Source organism: Exiguobacterium sp. s59, assembly GCF_018617475.1.
GTDB lineage: Bacteria > Bacillota > Bacilli > Exiguobacteriales > Exiguobacteriaceae > Exiguobacterium > Exiguobacterium aestuarii.
This window is the reverse complement of sequence record NZ_JACSKG010000010.1, coordinates 14,308-36,737: the sequence shown is the minus strand read 5'-3', so window position 1 is coordinate 36,737 and position 22,430 is coordinate 14,308. Positions and strand designations below refer to the sequence as shown.

19 protein-coding genes and 2 tRNA genes are annotated in these 22,430 nt (G+C 48.0%); all 21 read left to right on the top strand.

Features of this window, described 5'->3' with window-relative positions; all coding sequences use genetic code 11:
- Positions 1–197 precede the first annotated feature (197 nt).
- The 21 genes from metG (at position 198) to KNO91_RS14660 (ending at position 22,375) form a co-directional block, all read left to right on the top strand.
- On the top strand, positions 198–2,156 hold the full coding sequence (gene metG, locus KNO91_RS14760; protein ID WP_214791170.1) for a methionine--tRNA ligase: 1,959 nt from the start codon (positions 198–200) through the stop codon (positions 2,154–2,156).
- A 51-nt stretch (positions 2,157–2,207) separates the two neighbouring features.
- Complete coding sequence (locus KNO91_RS14755) at positions 2,208–2,975, top strand: TatD family hydrolase (protein ID WP_214818643.1); 768 nt, start codon at positions 2,208–2,210, stop codon at positions 2,973–2,975.
- Positions 2,972–4,258, top strand: a complete 1,287-nt coding sequence (locus KNO91_RS14750; RefSeq protein WP_214796657.1) for a 3D domain-containing protein — start codon at positions 2,972–2,974, stop codon at positions 4,256–4,258. The genes KNO91_RS14755 and KNO91_RS14750 overlap by 4 nt, the downstream gene beginning before the upstream one ends.
- A complete protein-coding gene (gene rnmV, locus KNO91_RS14745) occupies positions 4,251–4,811 on the top strand; it encodes a ribonuclease M5 (protein WP_214791164.1) in 561 nt (186 codons plus the stop codon). Before KNO91_RS14750 ends, rnmV begins: the two co-directional genes overlap by 8 nt.
- Positions 4,808–5,686: a 16S rRNA (adenine(1518)-N(6)/adenine(1519)-N(6))-dimethyltransferase RsmA gene (gene rsmA, locus KNO91_RS14740; RefSeq protein ID WP_214791163.1), complete on the top strand. Its 879-nt coding sequence runs from the start codon at positions 4,808–4,810 to the stop codon at positions 5,684–5,686. The genes rnmV and rsmA overlap by 4 nt, the downstream gene beginning before the upstream one ends.
- Before the next feature lie 82 nt (positions 5,687–5,768).
- Entirely contained in the window at positions 5,769–6,005 is a 237-nt protein-coding gene (locus tag KNO91_RS14735; protein WP_012727736.1) for a Veg family protein, read from the top strand.
- A gap of 100 nt (positions 6,006–6,105) precedes the next feature.
- Entirely contained in the window at positions 6,106–6,969 is an 864-nt protein-coding gene (ispE, locus tag KNO91_RS14730) for a 4-(cytidine 5'-diphospho)-2-C-methyl-D-erythritol kinase (RefSeq protein WP_214818641.1), read from the top strand.
- Between the two features lie 73 nt (positions 6,970–7,042).
- Entirely contained in the window at positions 7,043–7,867 is an 825-nt protein-coding gene (gene purR / locus KNO91_RS14725) for a pur operon repressor (RefSeq protein WP_214791159.1), read from the top strand.
- Between the two features lie 140 nt (positions 7,868–8,007).
- Positions 8,008–8,307 carry a septation regulator SpoVG gene (gene spoVG, locus KNO91_RS14720; protein WP_214761672.1) on the top strand — a complete coding sequence of 100 codons (300 nt, stop codon included), beginning with the start codon at positions 8,008–8,010 and terminating at the stop codon, positions 8,305–8,307.
- A 184-nt stretch (positions 8,308–8,491) separates the two neighbouring features.
- A complete protein-coding gene (glmU, locus tag KNO91_RS14715; RefSeq protein WP_214791155.1) occupies positions 8,492–9,847 on the top strand; it encodes a bifunctional UDP-N-acetylglucosamine diphosphorylase/glucosamine-1-phosphate N-acetyltransferase GlmU in 1,356 nt (451 codons plus the stop codon).
- Between the two features lie 45 nt (positions 9,848–9,892).
- Positions 9,893–10,849, top strand: coding sequence for a ribose-phosphate diphosphokinase (locus tag KNO91_RS14710; protein ID WP_012727731.1), 957 nt, complete (start codon positions 9,893–9,895; stop codon positions 10,847–10,849).
- A 55-nt stretch (positions 10,850–10,904) separates the two neighbouring features.
- Complete coding sequence (gene pth, locus KNO91_RS14705; RefSeq protein ID WP_214796662.1) at positions 10,905–11,462, top strand: aminoacyl-tRNA hydrolase; 558 nt, start codon at positions 10,905–10,907, stop codon at positions 11,460–11,462.
- A gap of 45 nt (positions 11,463–11,507) precedes the next feature.
- A complete protein-coding gene (gene mfd / locus KNO91_RS14700) occupies positions 11,508–15,035 on the top strand; it encodes a transcription-repair coupling factor (RefSeq protein WP_214818639.1) in 3,528 nt (1,175 codons plus the stop codon).
- Positions 15,019–16,566 carry a polysaccharide biosynthesis protein gene (locus KNO91_RS14695; protein ID WP_214818638.1) on the top strand — a complete coding sequence of 516 codons (1,548 nt, stop codon included), beginning with the start codon at positions 15,019–15,021 and terminating at the stop codon, positions 16,564–16,566. Before mfd ends, KNO91_RS14695 begins: the two co-directional genes overlap by 17 nt.
- Position 16,567: 1 nt before the next feature.
- Entirely contained in the window at positions 16,568–17,983 is a 1,416-nt protein-coding gene (gene yabN / locus KNO91_RS14690) for a bifunctional methyltransferase/pyrophosphohydrolase YabN (RefSeq protein WP_214818636.1), read from the top strand.
- A complete protein-coding gene (locus KNO91_RS14685; RefSeq protein ID WP_214791145.1) occupies positions 17,980–18,252 on the top strand; it encodes an RNA-binding S4 domain-containing protein in 273 nt (90 codons plus the stop codon). The genes yabN and KNO91_RS14685 overlap by 4 nt, the downstream gene beginning before the upstream one ends.
- A 42-nt stretch (positions 18,253–18,294) precedes the next feature.
- Entirely contained in the window at positions 18,295–18,669 is a 375-nt protein-coding gene (locus tag KNO91_RS14680) for an FtsB family cell division protein (RefSeq protein WP_214791143.1), read from the top strand.
- Positions 18,670–18,743: 74 nt separating this feature from the next.
- Positions 18,744–19,259, top strand: coding sequence for a S1 domain-containing RNA-binding protein (locus tag KNO91_RS14675; RefSeq protein WP_214791141.1), 516 nt, complete (start codon positions 18,744–18,746; stop codon positions 19,257–19,259).
- A 203-nt stretch (positions 19,260–19,462) separates the two neighbouring features.
- Positions 19,463–22,075 (top strand): YhgE/Pip domain-containing protein, encoded by a 2,613-nt coding sequence (locus KNO91_RS14670; protein ID WP_214818634.1) that lies wholly within the window; start codon positions 19,463–19,465, stop codon positions 22,073–22,075.
- 142 nt (positions 22,076–22,217) lie between these two features.
- Positions 22,218–22,294, top strand: a tRNA-Met gene (locus KNO91_RS14665).
- A 9-nt stretch (positions 22,295–22,303) separates the two neighbouring features.
- Positions 22,304–22,375: transfer RNA gene (locus tag KNO91_RS14660), tRNA-Glu, on the top strand.
- Positions 22,376–22,430 lie beyond the last annotated feature (55 nt).

The following is a 22,430-nucleotide window of genomic DNA, read 5'->3' as shown; positions in this document are numbered from 1 at the left end:
TTTCGAAATTTGTCGAATCAAGAGCGATATATACCTAAATTTCCCCGATAGTTTGAACTTGAAACAAAGAAAGGGTATTTTTGGAACATTTATGACGTATAAAACGCAAAAAAATTCCAAACAATTAGTTTTGGAAATTCTTTTGTCGAACCGTGTATAATGAGAATTGCATATGTCGAAAGGATGGAGAATAAATCATGGCGAAGCCGACTTTTTATATTACAACCCCAATTTATTATCCGAGTGCGAAATTGCACATCGGTCACGCATATACCACGGTAGCAGGTGATGCGGTTGCTCGCTACAAACGTTTAAAAGGATTTGATGTCCGTTATTTAACAGGGACGGATGAGCATGGTCAAAAGATTCAAGAAAAGGCAAAAGAAGCAGGCGTGACGCCACAAGCCTTCGTCGATGAAGTCGTGGAAGAAATCAAAGTTTTATGGGACCGCCTTGAAATCTCATACGATGACTACATCCGTACGACAGAAGATCGTCATAAGAAGGTTGTCGAACACGTCTTTGAGACGTTACTTAAAAATGGAGATATCTATCTTGGTGAATACGAAGGATGGTATTCCGTACCTGATGAGACGTACTATACGGAATCACAACTCGTTGATGGAAAAAGTCCTGACAGCGGACATCCGGTCGAGCTCGTGCGTGAAGAGTGTTATTTCTTCCGCCTCAGCAAATACGCGGATCGCTTGATTGAATATTTCGAGTCACATCCTGAATTCATCTTGCCGGAATCTCGTAAGACCGAGATGATTAACAACTTCTTGAAGCCAGGTCTCCAAGATTTGGCGGTGTCGCGTACGACGTTTGATTGGGGCGTACAAGTCCCGTCGAATCCGAAGCACGTTGTTTATGTGTGGGTCGACGCCCTCACGAACTACATCTCGTCACTCGGGTACGGGACAGACAACGACGAGCTCTTCAATCGCTACTGGCCAGCTGATGTCCATTTAGTCGGGAAGGAGATCGTTCGTTTCCACACGATTATTTGGCCAGCGCTCTTAATGGCGCTTGACCTTCCGTTACCAAAACAAGTATTTGCGCACGGTTGGTTGCTCATGAAGGACGGGAAGATGTCCAAATCAAAAGGAAACGTAGTAGATCCAATTCCATTGATTGACCGCTACGGACTCGATTCTGTTCGTTACTACCTTCTTCGTGAAGTGCCGTTCGGAGCAGACGGTACATTCACACCAGAAGCGTTCGTCGATCGCTTGAACTTTGATTTAGCGAACGATCTTGGAAACTTATTGAATCGTACGATCGCAATGATTAAAAAGTATTTCGACGGGAATATTCCGGCTTATAACGGAAATGTCACAGCGTTTGACGATGCCTTGTTAAGCATGGTGAAGGAAACGACTCGCAAAACAGAAGAAGCCATGGAGCACATGGAGTTTTCGGTCGCCCTCACAAACATCTGGCAACTCGTCAGTCGCGCGAATAAATATATCGATGAGACACAACCATGGGTTCTCGTGAAAGATGAATCGAAACGGGAAGAGTTAGCATCTGTCATGACACACCTTGCGGGCGTACTTCGTCATGTTGCGATTATGATTCAACCGTTCATGACACGTGCCCCGAAAGAGATGTTCCGTCAACTCGGACTCGAAGGGGAAGACATGTCGTGGGAGGCACTAGATACGTTCGCCGACTTCAATGACGCTGTCGTAACGGATGGTACACCAATCTTCCCACGTCGCGATGTGAAGGAAGAAGTGGATGCGATTCAAGAAATGATGCGTCAAGCGTCGAAAGCACGTATCGAAGAAACAGAAACAACGACTGAGGAAGTCGATGAAGATGTTCGTCCTGAAATCACAATCGACGTTTTTGACCAAGTCGAATTCCGTGTCGGTCAAATCGTAGAAGCCGATAAGATCAAAAAAGCGAAGAAACTGTTGAAACTTCAAGTCGATCTCGGAAAAGAGACACGTCAAATTGTGTCGGGCATCGCTGAATGGTATGCGCCTGAAGATTTAGTTGGCAAAAAAGTCATCGTTGTCGCAAACTTGAAACCAGTCAAGCTTCGTGGAGAATTGTCACAAGGGATGATTTTAGCTGCGGACCGTGATGGGAAGCTAGAACTCGCGACAGTCTCTGATCAGATGCCGAACGGTGCCATCGTCAAATAATGAAATGGGGGAGACCACGGTCTCCCTCTCTTTTTCTAAGGAGGAAACAAGATGTTGATTGATACACACACGCATATTAACGCGGAACAGTTCAATGAAGATGTGGAAGAGACGATTGAGCGGGCGAGAGAAGCAGGCGTTTCTCCGCTACTTGTCGTCGGATTTGATACGCCGACGATTGACCGAGCCATCGAGCTAGCCGAGGCACATGAAGACATCTATGCCATCGTAGGATGGCACCCTGTCGATGCGATCGATTGTACGGATGCTGATTTAGAGCGGATCGAGACGCTCATGAGTCATCCGAAAGTGATGGCACTCGGTGAAATTGGTCTTGACTATCACTGGGACAAGTCACCGAAAGACGTGCAACAGCGTTTATTCCGTCAACAAATTGCCATCGCGAAGCGGACAAACATGCCAATCGTTATCCATAACCGCGAAGCGACGGCAGATGTGCTCGATATTTTAGAAGAGGAACATGCGGAGGAAGTCGGTGGGGTGTTCCATAGTTACAGCATGTCTGTAGAACTTCTCCCTCGCTGCCTAGACTTGAACTTCTATATTTCCTTAGGAGGACCGGTCACGTTCAAAAATGCAAAAGTTCCAAAACAAGTCGCACAAGAAGTACCGTTAGATCGTCTTCTTGTCGAAACGGACTGCCCTTACTTGACGCCGACTCCGTTCCGCGGAAAACGCAACGAACCGGCATATGCGAAATACGTCGCGGAAGAAATTGCGTCACTTCGAGATATGCCATACGAGGAACTAGAAGAAGCAACGACGGCCAATGCGAAGAAGCTGTTCCGTCTCCCATGATCAAGCGCGTATTCGCCAGTATAGGCGTGATTGTAACTGCGTCTGTCGCATACGTGATGTTGCAACCTGAAACGATTCAGGTCATCGATGATGGTGTGATGATTGAGCATGAGACACGAGCCGATTCCGTTCTCGAGGTACTCGAGGAATTGAATATCACATTGGATGAAACGGATTACGTCACACCGGCACTGAGTGAGGACGTTCCGGAAGATCGTCTCATTCGAATCGAACGTTCACATGAGGTCTCACTCCAAATCGGGTACGGACAAACCGAATCGATTCAAACGAGAGAACGGACCGTGGAAGACGTGTTATTACGGTATGGGGTGACCGTACGGGATGGAGACACGATCTATCCGTCTGTACGCACACCCGTGACGAATGGAATGACGATTCGCTATCAACCCGTTGTTGCAGTCAATCTCATTGTCGGGGAAGATGCGTCGACCATCTATACGATGGCAACGAATGTGGAGCAATTACTAAGAGAAGAGAAAATTGATGTGACAGAGCGTGATACCGTATTACCAGACGCATCGACCCCGATACGAGAAGGCATGACGGTTACAGTCAATACGAATCGTGATGTCGTCCAATATGAAAGTCAGTTGATTCCATACGATATGGTCGAGGAAGAGGATGACACGCTTGAAGAAGGTGTGAAGCAAACCGTGCAGGTCGGAGTTCCTGGACTCGAACGAACAAGGTATGCACTTACGGTGGAAAATGGTACAATTACGAATCGTACGAAAACGGATGTCGAGACGTTACGTAAAGCGATACCACAGGTGATCAAAGTAGGTACGAAGAAAGTCACAGAGCCCGTTACAGAACCTACGACAGCGGACGAATCGAGCCCGTTCATTCCAGAAGCTGAAGTCGAGATTGTGGAACCGCCGAAAACGGACGACGTATTAGATTTCTCATCCGCGAAGCAGTTACTCGTGGAAGCGACGGCTTATACGAACAATCCAGAAGATACGGTGACGTATGACGGACGCGTGCTGACAAGAAGCGGTTATGATGTAACGGACACGATTCTCTTTGAAGGCATGCGCATCATCGCCGTCGACCCGGCCATCATTCCTCTCGGTACTCGCGTGTATGTTGAAGGAATTGGCATGGCGATTGCTCTAGATACGGGTAGCGCAATCAAAGGTCAAAAAATCGACATCATGATGGATGAGTTGGAGGAGGCTGTGACGTTTGGTCGCAAACCACTTACCATCTGGGTCATTCCGAAGCAGGAAGAAGAGAAAGAAGGAACAGACAATGCGTGAGAAAATACAAGAAATTATTGTCGTAGAAGGACGTGACGATACGGCACGACTTCAGGAAGTGTTTGAGGTCGATACGATTGAGACGAACGGCTCTGCCGTATCTGATCAGACAATCGAACGGATTCGCCGTGCGCAAGAGAAGCGTGGAGTTATCATTTTAACCGATCCGGATTATCCGGGAGATCGTATTCGATCAATCGTCGAAGAGCGGGTCAAAGGGTGTAAACATGCTCACCTGCCACGGGCCGAGGCAAAAGGCAAACGTGGGAAGATTGGGGTAGAACATGCGAGCCCGGAATCGCTTCGTCGCGTCTTGCGCGCCGTATTTGAACCACGTGTTGAAACGAATCAACCGATCGTCACGCGAAAAATGGTATTAGATGCGGATTTAATCGGTGGGGCCGCAGCGGCGATACGTCGGAAACGACTCGGTGTATTGCTTCGCATCGGCGAGCCGAATGCGAAACAATTTGTGAAACGAGTCGAGGCGCTCGGTGTCACGGTCGAAGAGTGGGAGCAAGCACTTGCTCAATTAGAGGAGGAACAGGGTTGAAAGATATTGCAACAATTCAACGAACAAAAGCGATTTTAGAGCGACATGGTTTTTCATTCAAAAAATCGCTCGGTCAAAACTTTTTAATCGATTTAAATATTTTAAGTAAGATTGTCGGAGCGGCAGAACTTAGTGAATCGAGTGGTGTCCTCGAAATCGGACCAGGAATCGGGTCGTTGACTGAGCAATCAGCCAAGCGCGCCAAGAAAGTCGTAGCACTTGAGATTGATCAGCGTCTTTTACCGATTCTTGAAGATACGATGTCCCCATATCCTCATGTTAAAGTCATCCACGGTGACGCTTTAGAAATGAATTTACGCGAGATTGTCGAACAAGAATTTTTAAAAGAAGGCATTGAAGACATCTCGGTTGTCGCCAACTTACCATACTATGTCACAACACCGATTATCATGCGATTGCTTGAGAGTGGTGTGAAATTCCGTTCGCTCGTCATGATGATTCAAAAAGAAGTGGCAGAGCGCATCGGGGCAAAACCGGGAACGAAAGCATACGGTTCGCTATCGATTGCGATTCAGTATTATGCCGAGGCGCAAGTCAGCTTTGTCGTACCTAAAAATGTGTTTATTCCAGCTCCGAACGTCGATTCGGCAGTCATTACACTTCGGATGCGCAAAGAACCTGCCGTACAAGTGAAAGATGAGGGCTTTTTCTTTGATGTTGCACGAGCAAGCTTCGCGCAACGCCGTAAAACCATCCTAAACAACTTAACAAATTATATTGGAAAAGAACACAAAGTCGAGCTTGAGCGTGCGCTTCACGAGGCAGGAATTGACCCGAAACGTCGAGGAGAGACGCTAAGCCTAGAAGAATTCGCACGATTGTCTGACACAATTTTACCACTTAAAAATAGTTGACGACCTTAAAACGAGTCGTTATAATATTAAACTTTATTTTCATATTCAATTATGCTATACTTGTAACAGTGAGGTGAAGCGTATGCCAAAGACGTTACAAGAAATCAGACAGAAACTCGAATCGCATGTTGGTGAACGATTGACGTTGAAAGCAAACGGCGGTCGTAAGAAAGTCGTTACTCGGTTTGGAACGCTCGTTGAGACATATCCTGCGGTGTTCGTTGTGAAATTGGATGAAGACCTGCACAATGTGGAACGTGTCTCGTATAGCTACGCTGATGTCCTAACGGATACAGTTAAAATTGAATTCGGCAATTGATTTATAAATGAGGGGCGGATGCATTGGCAGCTGCTTCTTTTTTTGTGCGCCTGTTTACGGTACAATGTCGAACAGGAGACAAATGGGAAGGGTGAACGTGATGCGCACGATTAGTGTGAAAGCGCCGGCAAAAATTAATTTGACGCTCGATGTCCTCGGGAAGCGTCCGGACGGCTATCATGAAGTAGAAATGGTAATGACGACAGTCGATTTAGCAGACCGATTAGAGTTGACGGTTTTAGATTCGGATGAAATTCGGATTCAATCGGAGCACGCCTATGTGCCAAATGATCATCGGAACTTGGCGTATCGGGCAGCAGAGTTGTTGCGTGAACGGTTTAATATTCAACAAGGTGTCGAGATTGTACTCGATAAACAAATTCCGGTAGCAGCTGGGCTTGCTGGTGGCTCGAGTGATGCGGCTGCAACGCTTCGCGGGATGAACGAATTATTCTCGTTAAACTTGTCGCTAGAGGAGCTAGCAGAGCTCGGTGCGGAAATCGGATCGGACGTTTCATTCTGCGTCATCGGCGGAACAGCCATTGCTAGAGGGCGCGGTGAGCAGTTAGAGATGATTCCGGCACCGCCTCCATGCTATGTCGTACTTGGAAAACCGAAACTAGGGGTATCGACCGCCGATGTGTATCGCGCCGTGCGTATGGATGAAGTTCATCATCCGAACACAAGTGCGATGGTCGAGGCAATCCGTCAAAAAGACTTTCATGGAATTTGCGAAAATCTTGGAAACTCACTCGAGAGTGTGACGCTCAAGCTTCACCCAGAAGTGAACCAAATCAAAGAAACGATGCAACATTGTGGGGCAGAAGGTGTACTGATGAGCGGTAGTGGACCGACTGTCTTTGCACTCATTGAACATGAGCAAAAGGCGCATCGAATCTATAACGGTCTAAAAGGATTTTGCCCAGAAGTATTCGTCGTTCGGATTCTCGGCAAAAGACATTGAACAAAAACGAATGAAAGTGATATATTCTCATTAGAACATTCGTTTATTATTGAAGATGTGAAGGAGAATCCGTATGAAAATTCGTAGAAGTGGTCGTCTCGTTGATATGACCCGTTATTTGCTTGACCATCCGCATCAGCTTGTCTCGTTGTCGATGTTTTCAAGTCGCTATAAAGCTGCCAAGTCGTCCATTAGTGAGGACTTAGTCATTGTGAGTGAGATGCTGTCCCATGATGGGATTGGAAAGCTTGTTACCGTCCCTGGTGCAGCGGGTGGTGTGATGTTTATTCCAGGATGGAGTAAAGAAAAGTCGCTTGAGATGATTGATACGCTCTGTGAGCAACTATCAAAGCCTGAACGTCTCTTACCAGGAGGGTACCTCTACCTAACGGATGTACTCGGCAATCCGAGTCAGGTAAAACCGATGGGCCAAGTCTTTGCGTCCGTGTTCGCTGACCGTAAAGTGGATGTGGTCATGACGATTGCGACGAAAGGGATTCCTATTGCCTATGCTGTCGCAGAACAATTAGGCGTTCCATTTGTCATCGTCCGTTCAGATAGTCGTGTAACAGAAGGGTCAACCGTCAGTATCAATTATGTGTCAGGTTCTTCGAAAGCGATTCGCACAATGGCGCTCGCACGTCGTAGTCTGCCACGTGGGGCGAATGTGCTCTTAATCGATGACTTCATGAAAGCGGGGGGAACGATTCGGGGGATGATGAGTCTCTTGAACGAATTCGAGGCGAATCTTGCAGGTGTCGGTGTCTTGATGGAAGCAGAAGGTGCCGAGAAAAAGATGGTCAGCGAATATGTTAGCTTAATGAAATTGACGAACGTTGACCCGGATGAAGGTCTCGTCACCATTTCACGGGGGAATGTGGAACAGTTCCTAAAATGATTGGCAAAATTTTGATTTCGTTTTATGATTAGAGGGTATAGAGTTATCAATATCGAGTCATGACGTTCGTTCGAAACCAACTGAACCTTACAGAAGACCACACCATGGCATAGACAACGATGAAAAAGGGGATGCGAAACATGCAGATCACAGACGTAAAAATTCGCAAAGTCGCGACAGAAGGCAGAATGAAAGCGTTGGCCTCAATCACACTTGACCATGAATTCGTTGTACATGACCTTCGAATCATCGAAGGAAGTAGCGGTCTATTTGTCGCCATGCCGAGCAAACGGACACCAGAAGGGATCTTTCGGGATATTGCGCATCCAATCAATGGGGAGATGCGACAGAAAGTTGAAGCGGCTGTATTGGAAACCTATTCCAATATGGAAGTGGATGTGCTGGATCCCCAGCACGTGTCTTACGGCACGAATGAATGACAGCAAACAGCGGTTAGGTTGCCTACCGCTGTTTTTTTGCGTTTCAATGGTTAAGGAATGGTACAACTATTGAAACGAAGGCATGGTTTCGATATAGTAGAAACGGTGTAAATAGGATTTAGTTGCAGAAAAGCCGAACTATACAGACCAATCACAGCTGTTGTGAGATAGGAGCGAATCAAGAATGGAGCGTTTTGCAGTCATTTTGGCAGCAGGAAAAGGAACGCGAATGAAGTCGAAGCTTTATAAAGTACTTCATCCGGTTCTAGGAAAACCAATGGTCGAGCATGTTGTCGATCAATTAGACCAAATCGGTGTCAGTCGTCAAATCGTAATCGTTGGCCATGGGGCGGAAGCGGTACAAGATACGCTCGGCACACGGGTAGAGTATGCAGTCCAAGAACAACAACTTGGCACAGGGCATGCTGTTCAAATGGCAGAAGCAGAGCTTGCGGGTAAATCAGGAGCGACACTTGTCGTCTGTGGAGATACACCGTTACTGACGGCAGAGACGTTAGAAGCCCTTCTCGCTCATCATGAAGCGCAACAAGCGAAAGTTACTGTACTGACTGCGATTGCAGACGATGCGACAGGATACGGTCGTGTCATTCGTGGCGAAGATGGGAACGTGACGAAAGTCGTTGAGCATAAAGATGCTTCCGAGACCGAACTTGCCATCAACGAAATCAATACTGGAACGTACGTGTTCGATAACGAGTTATTGTTCGACGCGCTCAAACAAGTCGGAAACAATAACGCACAAGGCGAATACTATTTGCCTGACGTCATCTCGATTGCAAAAGAAGCTGGCGAAGTCGTCGCGGCACATACGGCACCTACGTTCGATGAGACAATCGGAGTCAATGATCGCGTTGCCTTGTCACAGGCAGAAGCAATCATGCGTAAACGCACGAACGAACGTCTCATGCGTGAAGGAGTCACGTTCATGGATCCTGCATCAACGTACATTTCTCCAGATGTGGTGATTGGTTCGGATACGGTCATTTATCCGGGTACGGTCATCCTCGGGAAAACTACGATTGGTTCAGAATGTGTCATCGGACCGAACTCAGACATCCGCAATAGTGTGATTGAAGATCATGCTGTCGTGCGCCAGTCTGTTGTGACAGATAGCAAAATCGGTGAAGCGGCTCAGGTCGGACCGTTCGCTCACTTGCGTCAACAAGCTGTACTTGGTGCGAATACACGCGTCGGAAACTTCGTTGAGATTAAAAAATCGTCGTTCGGTGACGGTGCGAAAGCTTCGCACTTGAGCTACATTGGGGATGCGTCAATCGGTGAACGTGTCAACTTAGGTTGTGGATCAATCACGGTAAACTATGACGGCAAGAACAAGTTCGAGACAGTTGTAGAGGACGATGCGTTCGTCGGCTGCAACGTAAACTTGATTGCCCCGGTAAAAGTCGGAAAAGGTGCGATTGTCGCAGCTGGTTCGACGATTACGAATGACGTACCGGAAGAGGCGCTCGCGATTGCACGTGAACGCCAAACGAATAAAGAAGGTTACACAAAACGATAACTAGCTGCCAATCATTATGGAAAACGATGGAGGAGAATCCTAAACATGTCTACTGTATACGAACGAGAAATTCGTCTATTTAGCTTAAACTCGAACCGCCCGCTTGCTGAAGAAATCGCGAAAGAAATCGGTGTCCCGCTCAGTGATTGCCAAGTCAAACGTTTCAGCGACGGTGAACTCTATATCAACATCGAGGAAAGTGTTCGTGGAGATGATGTGTATGTCATCCAATCAACAAGCTCACCTGTAAACGAAACGCTCATGGAATTGCTCGTCATGATCGATGCACTCAAACGTGCTTCTGTCCGGACAATCAATATCGTGATGCCTTATTACGGGTATGCACGTCAAGACCGTAAAGCGCGCTCACGTGAGCCGATCACAGCGAAGCTTGTCGCTGACCTTTTGACGGTAGCAGGTGCGACACGCGTCATCACAATGGACTTGCATGCAGCGCAAATCCAAGGATTCTTCAATATTCCGGTGGACCAATTACTCGGTGTACCGCTCATCTCGACTTACTTTGAAACTGAAGAGTTTCAAGCGAAAGATATCGTGGTTGTCTCTCCGGATCACGGTGGCGTGACACGTGCACGTAAATTGGCAGAACGTTTGAAAGCTCCGATCGCCATCATCGATAAGCGTCGTCCGAAAGCGAACGTCGCTGAAGTAATGAACATCGTCGGAAGCGTTGAAGGGAAAACAGCAATTTTGATTGATGATATCATCGATACAGCTGGAACGATCACACTTGCAGCGGATGCAATCGTCGAAGCGGGCGCGAAAGAAGTGTATGCGTCTTGTACGCATCCAGTCCTTTCTGGTCCAGCGATGGAGCGTATCGACAACTCATCGATCAAAGAGTTGGTTGTCTTAAATACAATCGATTTGACGGGTCGTCCTTGCTCGAGCAAGATCAAGCAGATGTCGGTTGCCCATTTGCTTGGGGAAGCGATCATGCGTGTCCACGAGCACAAATCGGTCAGTACCCTATTCGATTAAAAAACGAGGCCCGGAGGCATTCGCCTTTGGGCTTTTTTGTTCAGGAGGAAAGAATATGAAATGCATCGTCGGTCTTGGAAACCCTGGGAAAAAGTTTGAGATGACCCGACATAATGTTGGTTTTTTGGCGATTGATCGTCTTGCTGAAAAACATGGGATCTCGTTGAATGAAGCGAAGTTTAATGCCCTTATGGGAACGGGAAGAATCAATGGTGAACGCGTTGTACTTGTTAAACCCCTTACGTATATGAATTTGTCGGGTGAAGCCGTTCGTCCAATTTTAGATTATTATAAAATTGAGATTGACGATTTACTTGTGATTTATGACGATTTGGATATGGTGCCAGGAAAACTCCGCTTCCGTCCAAAAGGGAGTGCGGGTGGTCACAACGGAATCAAATCGCTCATTCAGCACTTAGGGACCGCCGAATTCAAGCGCTTGAAGCTTGGAATTGGTCGTCCTCCTCATCCGATTAAAGTCGTCGACTGGGTGTTGATGAACTATCGGAAAGAGGACTTGTTGGAATTGAACGAAACACTCGACAAAGCCGTAACCGCAGCCACTGATTTTGTAGACACAGATTGGCTAGCGCTGATGAATCGATACAACTAAAGGGTCATAGCACCCTTTTTTGTCGTATGAGTTGGAGGAAAACAAATGAATGCTTTAGAGAGATTTATGGTGGCGCTCCCGGAGACGAACGTGATTCGTGAGCGGCTACAAAAAGTAGACCGTCAACTAGTAACAGGACTGACGACAAGTGCGAAAGCTCTCGTCCTCGCAGGACTTGTTAAATCGTCATCGAGACGTCTCGTCGTCGTGACGCATAATATGTATCAAGCACAAAAAATGTTCGATCAACTCGAATCACTCATCGGACCGGAAAAAACATTACTTTATCCGATTGATGAAACGCTGGCCGGTGAACTGTCGCTGACATCTAGTCCTGAGCTGTTGGCCGCTCGAATCGATGCCCGTACTCGTCTCCTTGACCAAACAGGAGGCGTCGTTGTCGTGCCGCTCGGTGGATTACGACGCTATATGCCGAGTCCGGAAGCATGGCAACATAGTCGCGTCATGTTGAAGCCGGGAAGTGACCTTGAATTGGCAGACTTTGCGAAGCAATTGACGGACATGGGATATGAGCGAACCGCGACCGTGACGACACCTGGCGAATTTTCGGTACGAGGCAGTATTTTAGACGTCTACCCGCTCACGGAAGCGCGTCCGTATCGGATTGATTTATTTGATACCGAAATCGATTCGATTTTTACATTCGATGCCGAAACGCAACGTTCGCTCGGTGTGGTAGGGGAAGTGTGTATTACGCCTGCTACCGAGTTCATCGCCACCGAAGATCAGTTGAAACAAGCCGGACGTTCACTCCGGAAACAATATGACCGAACTGTGGAGTTGATTGAGAACGAAGTGATTCGTCAAGCACTTGAGGAGGGCGTCGTAACCGACATCGAGCGCTTAGAACGTGGCGATTTCCCGAACAAGGTTGGAAAGTATTCACCATTACTTTATACATCCACTCTCTTAGACTACGTAGGCAAAGACGCCGTACTCATTCTAGACGAAGTGGCACGAATCGATGATGCTGCGGACGTGCAAGACCGGGAAGAGGCAGAATGGTTCTCTTCACTCATCGAAAAAGGGGAGGCCGTCAGCAATTACACGCTTGCTGTCCCGATGCACAAAGTGTTTCGTGACTTGAAACAAGTGGCGTTCTCGCTACTTCCATCTCGTCGCTCTGGGATTCCAGAAACCGCGACGGTCCATTTGAGCTGTCGTCCACTACCGGCGTTTCATGGACAGATGCACCTGTTAAAGCAGGAAGTAGAGCGATGGCAACAAGGGGACCAACGGATTGTCGTGCTTGCGGGAGACAAGTCGCGTGCTGACAAGATTGAGGCGCTCCTTTCAGACTACGGCATTCATTCAACGTTCACGAATGTAGACGGTGAATTAGAGCCGAGACGTGTATCGGTCATCATCGGTCAAATCGAGGGTGGGTTCGAATTGTCGACGAGTCGTCTCGTCGTCGTATCGGAAGAAGAGTTGTTCAAACGTGTGACGAAACGGAAGCGTCAGACGAAGAATTTAACGAACGCAGAACGAATTAAGAGCTATCAAGAGTTGAAGCCGAACGACTATGTCGTCCATGTACATCATGGAATCGGGAAGTACTTAGGCATTAAGACGATCGAGGTCGGAGGTATTCACCAGGACTATCTTCACCTTGTTTATGCCGGGGATGATGCACTCTACGTACCGGTCGATCAAATCGACCTTGTCCAAAAATACGTCGGTGCTGAAGGCAAAGAACCGAAGATTTATAAACTTGGGGGCACTGAGTGGAAGAAAGTTAAATCGAAAGTCGCCAAGTCGGTTGAAGACATTGCCGATGAACTCATTAAATTGTACGCGGCACGAGAAGCTTCAGTCGGTTTTGCGTTTCCGCCGGATGATGAGGAGATGGGTCAGTTTGAATCCTCATTCCCTTATGCTGAGACAGAAGACCAGGTCCGCTCGATTGCTGAGATTAAAGCAGACATGGAACGCTCGCGTCCGATGGATCGTCTTTTATGTGGAGATGTCGGGTATGGAAAAACAGAAGTGGCGATCCGGGCGGCATTCAAAGCAGTGCTCGCTGGGAAACAAGTCGCGTTTCTCGTCCCGACGACCGTCCTCGCTCAACAGCATTATGAAACGATGCTCGAGCGGTTCAGTGAATTTCCAATCAACGTGTCTGTCATGAGTCGCTTCCGCTCGAAGAGTGAAATGGCGGCGACGAAGAAAGGTTTGAAGGAAGGCACGATTGATATTGTTGTCGGAACACACCGAGTGTTGTCAAAAGACGTGGCATTCGCAAATCTCGGCCTCGTCATCATCGATGAAGAGCAGCGATTTGGCGTCAAACATAAAGAACGTCTGAAACAGCTGAAGACGAATATCGACGTGCTCACGTTGACGGCCACACCGATTCCGCGAACACTTCATATGTCGATGATTGGAATCCGCGATTTGTCTGTGTTGGAAACCCCGCCAGAGAACCGATACCCGGTCCAGACGTATGTCATGGAATATGACGGCATTGTCCTACGTGAAGCGTTAGAGCGTGAACTCGCTCGTGGAGGACAGGCTTTCTTCCTTTACAACCGTGTCGAAGGTATCGAACGGAAAGCGGAGGAGATTCGAGCCTTGTTACCGGAAGCACGTATCGCGACAGCACACGGACGTATGACCGAGAGTGAACTCGAGAGCCAGTTGATCAGCTTCCTAGAAGGGGAGGCAGATATTTTAGTGTCGACCACGATTATCGAGACAGGGATTGATATTCCAAACGTCAACACGCTCATCGTTCATGATGCTGACAAGATGGGGCTATCCCAACTGTATCAACTCCGGGGTCGCGTCGGACGTTCGAATCGCATCGCTTATGCTTACTTCACATATCGGAAAGATAAGCGCTTGACCGAAGTGGCAGAAAGTCGTCTTCAAGCCATTAAAGAGTTCACGGAACTCGGGAGCGGCTTCAAGATTGCGATGCGCGACTTGTCAATTCGAGGTGCTGGTAACTTGCTAGGTGCGCAACAATCTGGATTCATCGATTCGGTCGGTTTCGATCTCTACTCACAAATGCTCTCCGAAGCGATTGAAGAACGGAAAGATCGGATGCGTGGACAAGCGAAACAAGTTGTCTTCAAGCCAGAAATCTCCTTCCAAGCGGATGCCTATATCCCGGATGACTATTTGTCGGATAGCGAATTGAAGATTGAGATGTACAAGCGTTTCAAATATGTAGATACACCAAATGCGCTGTTCGCCTTACAAGACGAATTGATTGAGCGGTTCGGCGAATTCCCAGAGCCGGTCGCGCTTCTCATTCAACTGACGCGTCTACGGATTTATGGAGAACTGGCGAAAGTGAGTCGAATCAAGCAAACATCTGGGCGCATTGAAATTGTCTTATCGAAAGACTCGACGACTGCCCTTGATGTACCGTCCTTCATGGAATGGACGATGCCGCTCGGTCGTAAACTAGGAATCGGTCAAGAAGACGGTGCCCTGAAATTGTCACTCAGCGGTCGAATGCCATTAACAGAGCTCTTGAATGATGCCGATACTGTATTAGAAGAATTGATGAAGCGGTTGGTGGGCGATGCGGTCGCCAAGTAAGTTTGCGCAAGGTGTCGTCCTGTTCGCTCTTGCCGGTTACGTATCGAAGCTGATCAGTTTCGCTTATCGTGTCCCGTATCAAAACTTGGCGGGTGACTTCGGACTCTATGCGTATCAAACCGTCTATCCGTTCGCTGCGATCGTAGCATCACTCGGAATTTATGCGATGCCGGTCGTCATTGCGAAAATCGGTGTGGGCGCGAAGGGGTCGAACCAGAAATTAGAAGTGTTATGGGGCAGTTTTTATGCGTTGCTTCTTCTATCGATAACACTTGTTATAACCGTGTGGCTGTTTGCACCGACAATCGCTAAGTGGCTTGGGGATGAACAGTTGGCCCCGGCGCTTCGTGTGATTAGCTTGAGTTATTTACTCATGCCGGCGTCTGCTGTGTTACGCGGTGCTTTTCAATCGAGAGATGATTTAAGGCCAAGCGCATGGTCGCAAGTGTTAGAAAATTTCGTACGCGTGACGGTCATGCTATCGCTATTATGGGTCGGGGTACGTCTTGGGAAAGATGCCTACGTCCTCAGTCAATACGCATATGGCGCGACGCTCGTCGGTGGAGTTGTGGCGATTGCCTTTTTAATCTATCAGGCGCGTGGCTTACGAACTGTAAAGGTACGGCGCACCACTTTTCAAAATGGGTTGCGCCTATTGTTGACGACGGGATTTGCGGTCGGGTTTGCCTCGCTCGGGATTTTATGGATGCAGCTAGTGGATTCCTTTACCATTGTTAATTTAATGGGGGGGACGTACGAGGCGAAGGTGAGCAAAGGTGTATTCGATCGAGGGTACCCACTTGTCCAATTTGCCATCTTATTTACAACGACCATCGGCATGGCTAACGTGCCGACACTCGTCCGTCATTATCGGGCAGGACATCTACAGAAGACGACGCAAGGGCTCCGTTCGATGATTCGGGTCACAACTGCCATTGCGGGTGCGGCGACCGTCGGGTTGATGGGAGTCATGTTTTTCTTAAATGTGGCCTTATTTGAAGATGGATCAGGCACGCGGGCACTCGTGCTCTTGGCGACGAGTACATTTGCGGCATCGTTAGCGATTGCAAGCATGACCTGCCTTCAAGCAATCGACCGAGAATGGATTGCGGCTCGCAGTATGATTGTCGCGATTTTAGCAAAAGGTGTCGTAAACGTAGGGCTTGTTCCCATCTATGGGATTGAAGGGGCGGCCATCGGTACCTCACTCGGCTTTTTGGCGATGGCGTTTTATAACTTTCGAGCGCTCGACCGTTCGATTCCGCTCGGCTCGTTTCGGTCGAAGCATTACAAATCGCTTTCGAAAGCGCTGGTCCCCATGTTCTTCCTCATTGCCGTGTTAAACTGGATGGGACAGATGTGGGTCGATTCACGAATCGCAGCCTTCGGATGGTTAATCGGAATGGTGTGTAGCGGAGCCGTCCTTTATATATGGAGATTATGGAGCACTCGAATGCTGTCCCTCACGGAATGGGAATTGATCCCGTTCGGAGGACGCCTACTCGATGTGCTCGAAAAAAAGGAGAACTAGTATGGGTTATACAATCACAGTGGTTGGTCTTGGGTCTGGTGAGCTGAATCAATTGCCGCTCGGTGTGTACCGCCATTTGAAACAGCAGCCGCTCGTTTGGTTGCGAACGAAAGAACATCCAGTCGTAAGTGAATTGGAGTCAGAAGGGCTCGCATTCGAGTCATTTGATTCGATTTATGAATCGAGTGATACGTTTGAAGACGTGTACGATCGAATTGTCGAGACGTTGATGAACAAAAGTGAAGAGATGGCTATCACGTACGCCGTACCAGGTCATCCGTTCGTCGCCGAACGGACTGTCGAACTTTTGGTGGAACGCGGGGCGGATCTTCATGTGCTGGGCGGGCAAAGTTTTCTAGACGCGATGTTTCAGGCACTTCAAATCGATCCAATCAATGGATTTCAGTTGTTGGATGCGACTGCGCTTGACCTCGAACGTCTTCAAGTGACACAGCATGTCTTGATTGGACAAGTGTACGATGGATTTGTAGCGGGAGATGTAAAAGTGCAACTGATGGAACGTTATCCGGATGAGCATCCCGTTACCCTCGTGACAGCTGCAGGGACAACTCAAGAGCGAATCGAACACATCCCGTTGTTCGAGATGGACCGTATGGCAGAAGTGAACAACTTGACGACGCTCTATGTTCCGCCACTCACGGATGAAGCCTATTTGGCAAAAGATTTTGCAACGCTCAAACAAATCATCGCTACACTACGTGGACCAGAAGGTTGCCCGTGGGACCGCAAGCAAACGCATGAGTCGCTTCGCAAGTACTTACTAGAAGAAGCGTATGAACTCATCGAAGCGATCAATGCAGAAGATGATGATGCAATCATCGAAGAACTTGGTGACGTGTTACTTCAGGTCATGTTACATGCCCAAATCGGTGCGGACGAAGGTTATTTTGATATTCGTGATGTGATCGGGGCAATCAGTGAGAAGATGGTACGCCGTCACCCTCACGTCTTCGGAGATGTCACGGTCGAAGATGCCTCCGACGTGGTGAAAAATTGGAATACGATTAAACAAGCCGAAAAAGGGGAAAAGAAACAATCGCATCTCGATGGTGTGCTCGTCGACCAACCCTCATTAATGCGGGCTGAACAATTTCAAAAGAAAGCTGCCCAAATCGGATTCGAATGGGATGACGTATCGGGCGCCTTCGAAAAATTGGAAGAAGAGCTGAACGAATGGCATGAGGAACTTGGTGACGAATCAGAACTTGGCGATGTATTGTTCTCCATCGTCAATATCGCGCGATATGTTGGGCTAAATGCCGAACAGGCGTTAGAACAGACGAACCGAAAGTTCAAACGTCGATTCGAGTATATAGAAGCGAATGGTGAGCTTCAGCAGATGACACTCGAACAGATGGATGCTCTTTGGAACGAGGCAAAGGAGAAAGGTTTATGAGATTAGATAAATTTTTGAAAGTATCTCGCTTGATCAAGCGACGTACACTGGCAAAGGAAGTAGCGGATCAAGGGCGGATTCAGCTCAATGGACAAGTTGCGAAGGCGAGCACCGATGTCAAAGTCGGAGATGAGTTGCAAATTCGATTCGGAAACAAACTAGTCACAATCGTTATTGATTCCATTGCGGAACATGCACGCAAAGAAGATGCGAAAGAAATGTATCGTTTACTTAAAGAAGAGAAGATGGACGGTAGTATCGACTCGTAAAAAAAAGTATACTTAATGTATTAAGAGGAGGGGGATGAGGCGATGAACGGACGTAACCCGATGGATCGACAACGGCGCATTCGAGCGCTAGATGAGCGTAGAGAACAGCTGGAAAAAGACACACATCGCCGAAGAGTTCATCTTCGACGTCGTTTGGCGGCAGCCTCACTCCTATTTTTATTTGTCATGGTATTGATTGGACAAAGTTACTTTTCAAAGGTAGGCTATGTATCGGACCAACAACAAGCTTATGCGCAAGCGAAAGTGGAGTTAAGCGAACAGAAAGCTGAGCAAGATGAGTTGAAGGAACAAGTGGAACGTTTGCAGGATGAGGATTATATCGCGAACTTAGCGCGAAACGAGCTCCTCTTCTCCAAAGATGGCGAGATTATTTTCTACTTCTCCCCTGAGGAATAAGTCGGTTCGTTGACCGTTGAGGAAACGACTCGTATAATTGAAAAGAATCAATCAAAAAAGGAGTACATTATTTTATGTCAATTGAAGTAGGAAGCAAGGTACAAGGTAAGGTTACAGGGATTACGCATTTCGGAGCGTTCGTCGAGCTCCCAAACGGCAAGACAGGATTAGTACACATCAGTGAAGTGGCAGACTCTTACGTCAAAGACATTAACGAAGTGTTGACAGTCGGTCAAGAAGTCACGGTAAAAGTGTTGAACGTCGAAAATGATGGGAAAATCGGGTTATCCATCAAGAAAGCAGTCGATCGTCCTGTAAGTGAACGCCCTGAACGTCCAGAGCGTCCAGCCGGTGAGCGTTTCTCTCGTGGCCCACGTCCAGGTGGCCCAGGTCAAGGCGGTCCGCGCGGTGGTGGCGGTCCACGCGGTGGCGGCCCACGTGGCGGCGCTCGTCGTGGTGAACAACGTCGTGAACCAGAAACATTCGATACGTTGATGAGCAAATTTTTGAAAGATAGTGATGAGCGTCTTTCGACGTTGAAACGTCAAACAGATTCGAAACGCGGTGGACGTGGAGCCAAACGCGGGTAATCCTTCGATACCAATTAGCTTCTACTCGTAACCATATAGGTCTTGTAACAAGACAAGTCGTGAACATTTTTGTTCACGGCTTTTTTTTGTTTTAAAAAATTTATAAAAAATAACTAAATATAGTTGATTTTTTTAAAGGAAGAGAGCAAAATAGGGAACATGAAAAAATAGTTATGTTTTATAAGTGAAGGTGGAGAGAAAAAATGAATGGATGGAAACTATGGACGGCGGAGTGGCGGAGTATCTTTAAGAACCCACGTGTGTTGGTTCCGATTCTCGCAGTCGCACTCGTACCGTTAATGTATGCCGGTATGTTCTTGTGGGCTTTCTGGGATCCGTACGGACAGATGAAAGACTTACCGGTCGCCATCGTCAATGAAGACAAAGGGGCAACCTTTGAAGGGGAGTCACTTGCAATCGGGGAAGATTTGATTGACAAGTTACTAGATTCAGAGGCATTTGAATTTGTCGAGACGACAAAGAAAGAAGCGGAGTCCGGATTGAAAGATCATGACTACTACATGGCAATTGAGATTCCGAAAGACTTCTCAGAGAAGGCGACGACTGCGCTAGATGAAAATCCAGAGCAGCTTGAATTGAAGTATATCGCAAATGAATCGTATAACTTCTTAGCCGCACAAATCGGTGGTTCCGCAATGGAACAAGTGAAAGCCGAACTGTCGACCGAGGTGTCGAAACAGTATGTCAGCGCGTTAAAAGATGGGCTGAACGACGTGGCAGATGGACTCGGTGAGGCTGCAGACGGTGCGACGAAACTTGCAGACGGCTCAACTTCAGCGAAAGACGGTGCCGTCAAATTGGCAGATGGAACAGAACTACTCGCCTCGAAGCAACGCGAACTCGCAGATGGGGCAGTCCAGTTAAATGAGGGGATAACCCAGTTGGCGGATGGCTCATCTGAGCTTGCGGACGGAACAAAACTCCTCGCCTCGAAACAGCGTGAACTCGCGAACGGGGCAGTTCAGTTGAATGACGGTGTGACTCAGTTGGCAGAAGGTTCATCGGCACTTGCGGATGGAAGTCAGCAAGTATATAATGGGTCATCCGAGTTGTCGGATGGGGTGCATCGCGTGAATGACGGCGCATCTGCCTTACAAGACGGAACGAGCCAACTTGTCGAAGGGACAGGAACGTTCGCGTCCAAATTGGATGAATTGCACACAGGTGCGAAAACATTGAATCAAGGTGTTCAAGACCTCGCTGCAGGCATCGAGCGCTCAAGTGAAGGGGCGTCTGCCTTAACTGACGGTGCAAACCAACTGGCGGGTGCCTTGACGAAAGCAAAAGACGGGAATGCGGCACTTGTCGCAGGTCAAACCGAAGTGATCAACGGAATCGGACAAATGAAATCCGAGTTGACGACGAAACAAGATGAGTTGATTGGACAATTGACGGCGCTCGCCGAATCTGGTCAATCCGCGTCACCTGAGATGCTTCAGGCCATCGTTGCGCAATTAAGCGAAGGTAAACAAGCGACAGCGGCTGGATTTGATCAATTAGCTGCTGGTGCGACACAAGTGAAAGATGGACAAACTTCTTTAGCTGCAGGTCTTTCGCAAGCAGAAGCAGGTGCAGGAAAGCTTTCGTCAGGACTTTCTGAATTGAATACGGGGCAGACGAAGTTGGCGGAAGGGGCTCGAGCGTTAGCGAGTGGCTCTAGTCAAATCGAGCAAGGGACGCAAACGGCAGCCGACCGCTCACAGGAACTCGTCTCAGCTAGTTCGCAACTCAATCAAGGTGCGACACAGCTTCAAGCGGGGACAACCGAACTTGCAACAGGGAGTGACAAACTTGTAGCTGCTACCGGACAGCTTTCTGAAGGAAGTGTGAAACTTGCTGATGGTGCGAAGAGTGCGAGCTCTGGAACAAGTGAGTTGGCGAGTGGTGCTACTCAATTAGCGGACGGTGGACAGAAACTTCAAACCGGGAGTCGTGAACTTGCCGATGGTGCGAAGAGTGCCGGAGCCGGAACAAGCAAGTTGACGGATGGTGCAAATCAGCTCGCGGACGGTGGACAAGAGCTTTCAGATGGTAGTGGAGAGCTTGCGGACGGAATGAAAGATCTCGCATCAGGTAGCGATGAACTTCGTGACGCTTTAGTAAAAGGTGCGAAAGATGCAGACATCGGATTGACAGATGACAATGTCGAGATGATGGCTGGTCCGGTGTCGCTCGTCGACAACTCGATTCATGAGGTGCCGAACTACGGTACTGGATTCGCTCCATACTTCATGTCACTCGGACTTTTCGTAGGGGCGCTCCTCTTATCAATTGTCTATCCATTGTACGATCCGGCGGGCCGTCCGAAACGTAGTCTATCATGGGTATTATCGAAGTCTGGTGTGCTCATGGTTGTCGGATTCCTTCAAGCGTTAATTTTGGATGTGGCAATGGTACAACTATTAGGGCTCGAAGTGAACGAACCATTGAAATTCTTCGGATTCAGTTGGTTGACGAGTATCACTTTCCTCTTTATCGTACAGTTACTCGTGACGACACTCGGAAACCCGGGACGTTTCGTCGCAATCGTCTTGTTGATTTTGCAATTGACGACTTCTGCTGGAACGTTCCCGCTCGAATTGATTCCACGCGCGTTACAACCGTTCAATGCGCTTCTTCCAATGACGTATACAGTTGCTGGATATAAAGAAATCTTGTCGGCAGACGGTGCGCAATACTTGCAGACGGCGACAATGTATTTAGCGTTTGTGGCTGCTGGATGCTTCGCGTTACTGTGGGCGTACTTCCGAATCGCATGGAAGAAAAAATATCGCCAAGTTGCATCAGAAGCATGATGTAAAAACGTAATGAAATCGTGTATAGTGATGAAGACGACACTATGCACGATTTTTTTATTAAAAAAATTTCAAAAAAGAATTGACACTCGAATGGTGACTGGTTATTATAGAAAATGTGCTTAGGACACAACAATAACATGGCGGTGTAGCTCAGCTGGCTAGAGCGTACGGTTCATACCCGTGAGGTCGTGGGTTCGACTCCCTCCGCCGCTACCATTTTATTTAGGCCCGTTGGTCAAGCGGTTAAGACACCGCCCTTTCACGGCGGTAACACGGGTTCGAATCCCGTACGGGTCACTTAGCCTAAGCGAAAAGAAGCCATCTCAAACGAGATGGCTTCTTTTGTTATATC

What these genes read in the sequence shown, in the direction of transcription:
- KNO91_RS14680 (WP_214791143.1), top strand. Translation starts at nt 18,295, where the DNA reads ATGAACGGACGTAACCCGATGGATCGACAACGGCGCATTCGAGCGCTA.
- yabN (WP_214818636.1), top strand. Translation starts at nt 16,568, where the DNA reads ATGGGTTATACAATCACAGTGGTTGGTCTTGGGTCTGGTGAGCTGAAT.
- mfd (WP_214818639.1), top strand. Translation starts at nt 11,508, where the DNA reads ATGAATGCTTTAGAGAGATTTATGGTGGCGCTCCCGGAGACGAACGTG.
- KNO91_RS14710 (WP_012727731.1), top strand. Translation starts at nt 9,893, where the DNA reads ATGTCTACTGTATACGAACGAGAAATTCGTCTATTTAGCTTAAACTCG.
- KNO91_RS14675 (WP_214791141.1), top strand. Translation starts at nt 18,744, where the DNA reads ATGTCAATTGAAGTAGGAAGCAAGGTACAAGGTAAGGTTACAGGGATT.
- spoVG (WP_214761672.1), top strand. Translation starts at nt 8,008, where the DNA reads ATGCAGATCACAGACGTAAAAATTCGCAAAGTCGCGACAGAAGGCAGA.
- KNO91_RS14755 (WP_214818643.1), top strand. Translation starts at nt 2,208, where the DNA reads ATGTTGATTGATACACACACGCATATTAACGCGGAACAGTTCAATGAA.
- KNO91_RS14695 (WP_214818638.1), top strand. Translation starts at nt 15,019, where the DNA reads ATGCGGTCGCCAAGTAAGTTTGCGCAAGGTGTCGTCCTGTTCGCTCTT.
- ispE (WP_214818641.1), top strand. Translation starts at nt 6,106, where the DNA reads ATGCGCACGATTAGTGTGAAAGCGCCGGCAAAAATTAATTTGACGCTC.
- pth (WP_214796662.1), top strand. Translation starts at nt 10,905, where the DNA reads ATGAAATGCATCGTCGGTCTTGGAAACCCTGGGAAAAAGTTTGAGATG.
- KNO91_RS14735 (WP_012727736.1), top strand. Translation starts at nt 5,769, where the DNA reads ATGCCAAAGACGTTACAAGAAATCAGACAGAAACTCGAATCGCATGTT.
- purR (WP_214791159.1), top strand. Translation starts at nt 7,043, where the DNA reads ATGAAAATTCGTAGAAGTGGTCGTCTCGTTGATATGACCCGTTATTTG.
- rnmV (WP_214791164.1), top strand. Translation starts at nt 4,251, where the DNA reads ATGCGTGAGAAAATACAAGAAATTATTGTCGTAGAAGGACGTGACGAT.
- KNO91_RS14685 (WP_214791145.1), top strand. Translation starts at nt 17,980, where the DNA reads ATGAGATTAGATAAATTTTTGAAAGTATCTCGCTTGATCAAGCGACGT.
- glmU (WP_214791155.1), top strand. Translation starts at nt 8,492, where the DNA reads ATGGAGCGTTTTGCAGTCATTTTGGCAGCAGGAAAAGGAACGCGAATG.
- metG (WP_214791170.1), top strand. Translation starts at nt 198, where the DNA reads ATGGCGAAGCCGACTTTTTATATTACAACCCCAATTTATTATCCGAGT.
- KNO91_RS14750 (WP_214796657.1), top strand. Translation starts at nt 2,972, where the DNA reads ATGATCAAGCGCGTATTCGCCAGTATAGGCGTGATTGTAACTGCGTCT.
- KNO91_RS14670 (WP_214818634.1), top strand. Translation starts at nt 19,463, where the DNA reads ATGAATGGATGGAAACTATGGACGGCGGAGTGGCGGAGTATCTTTAAG.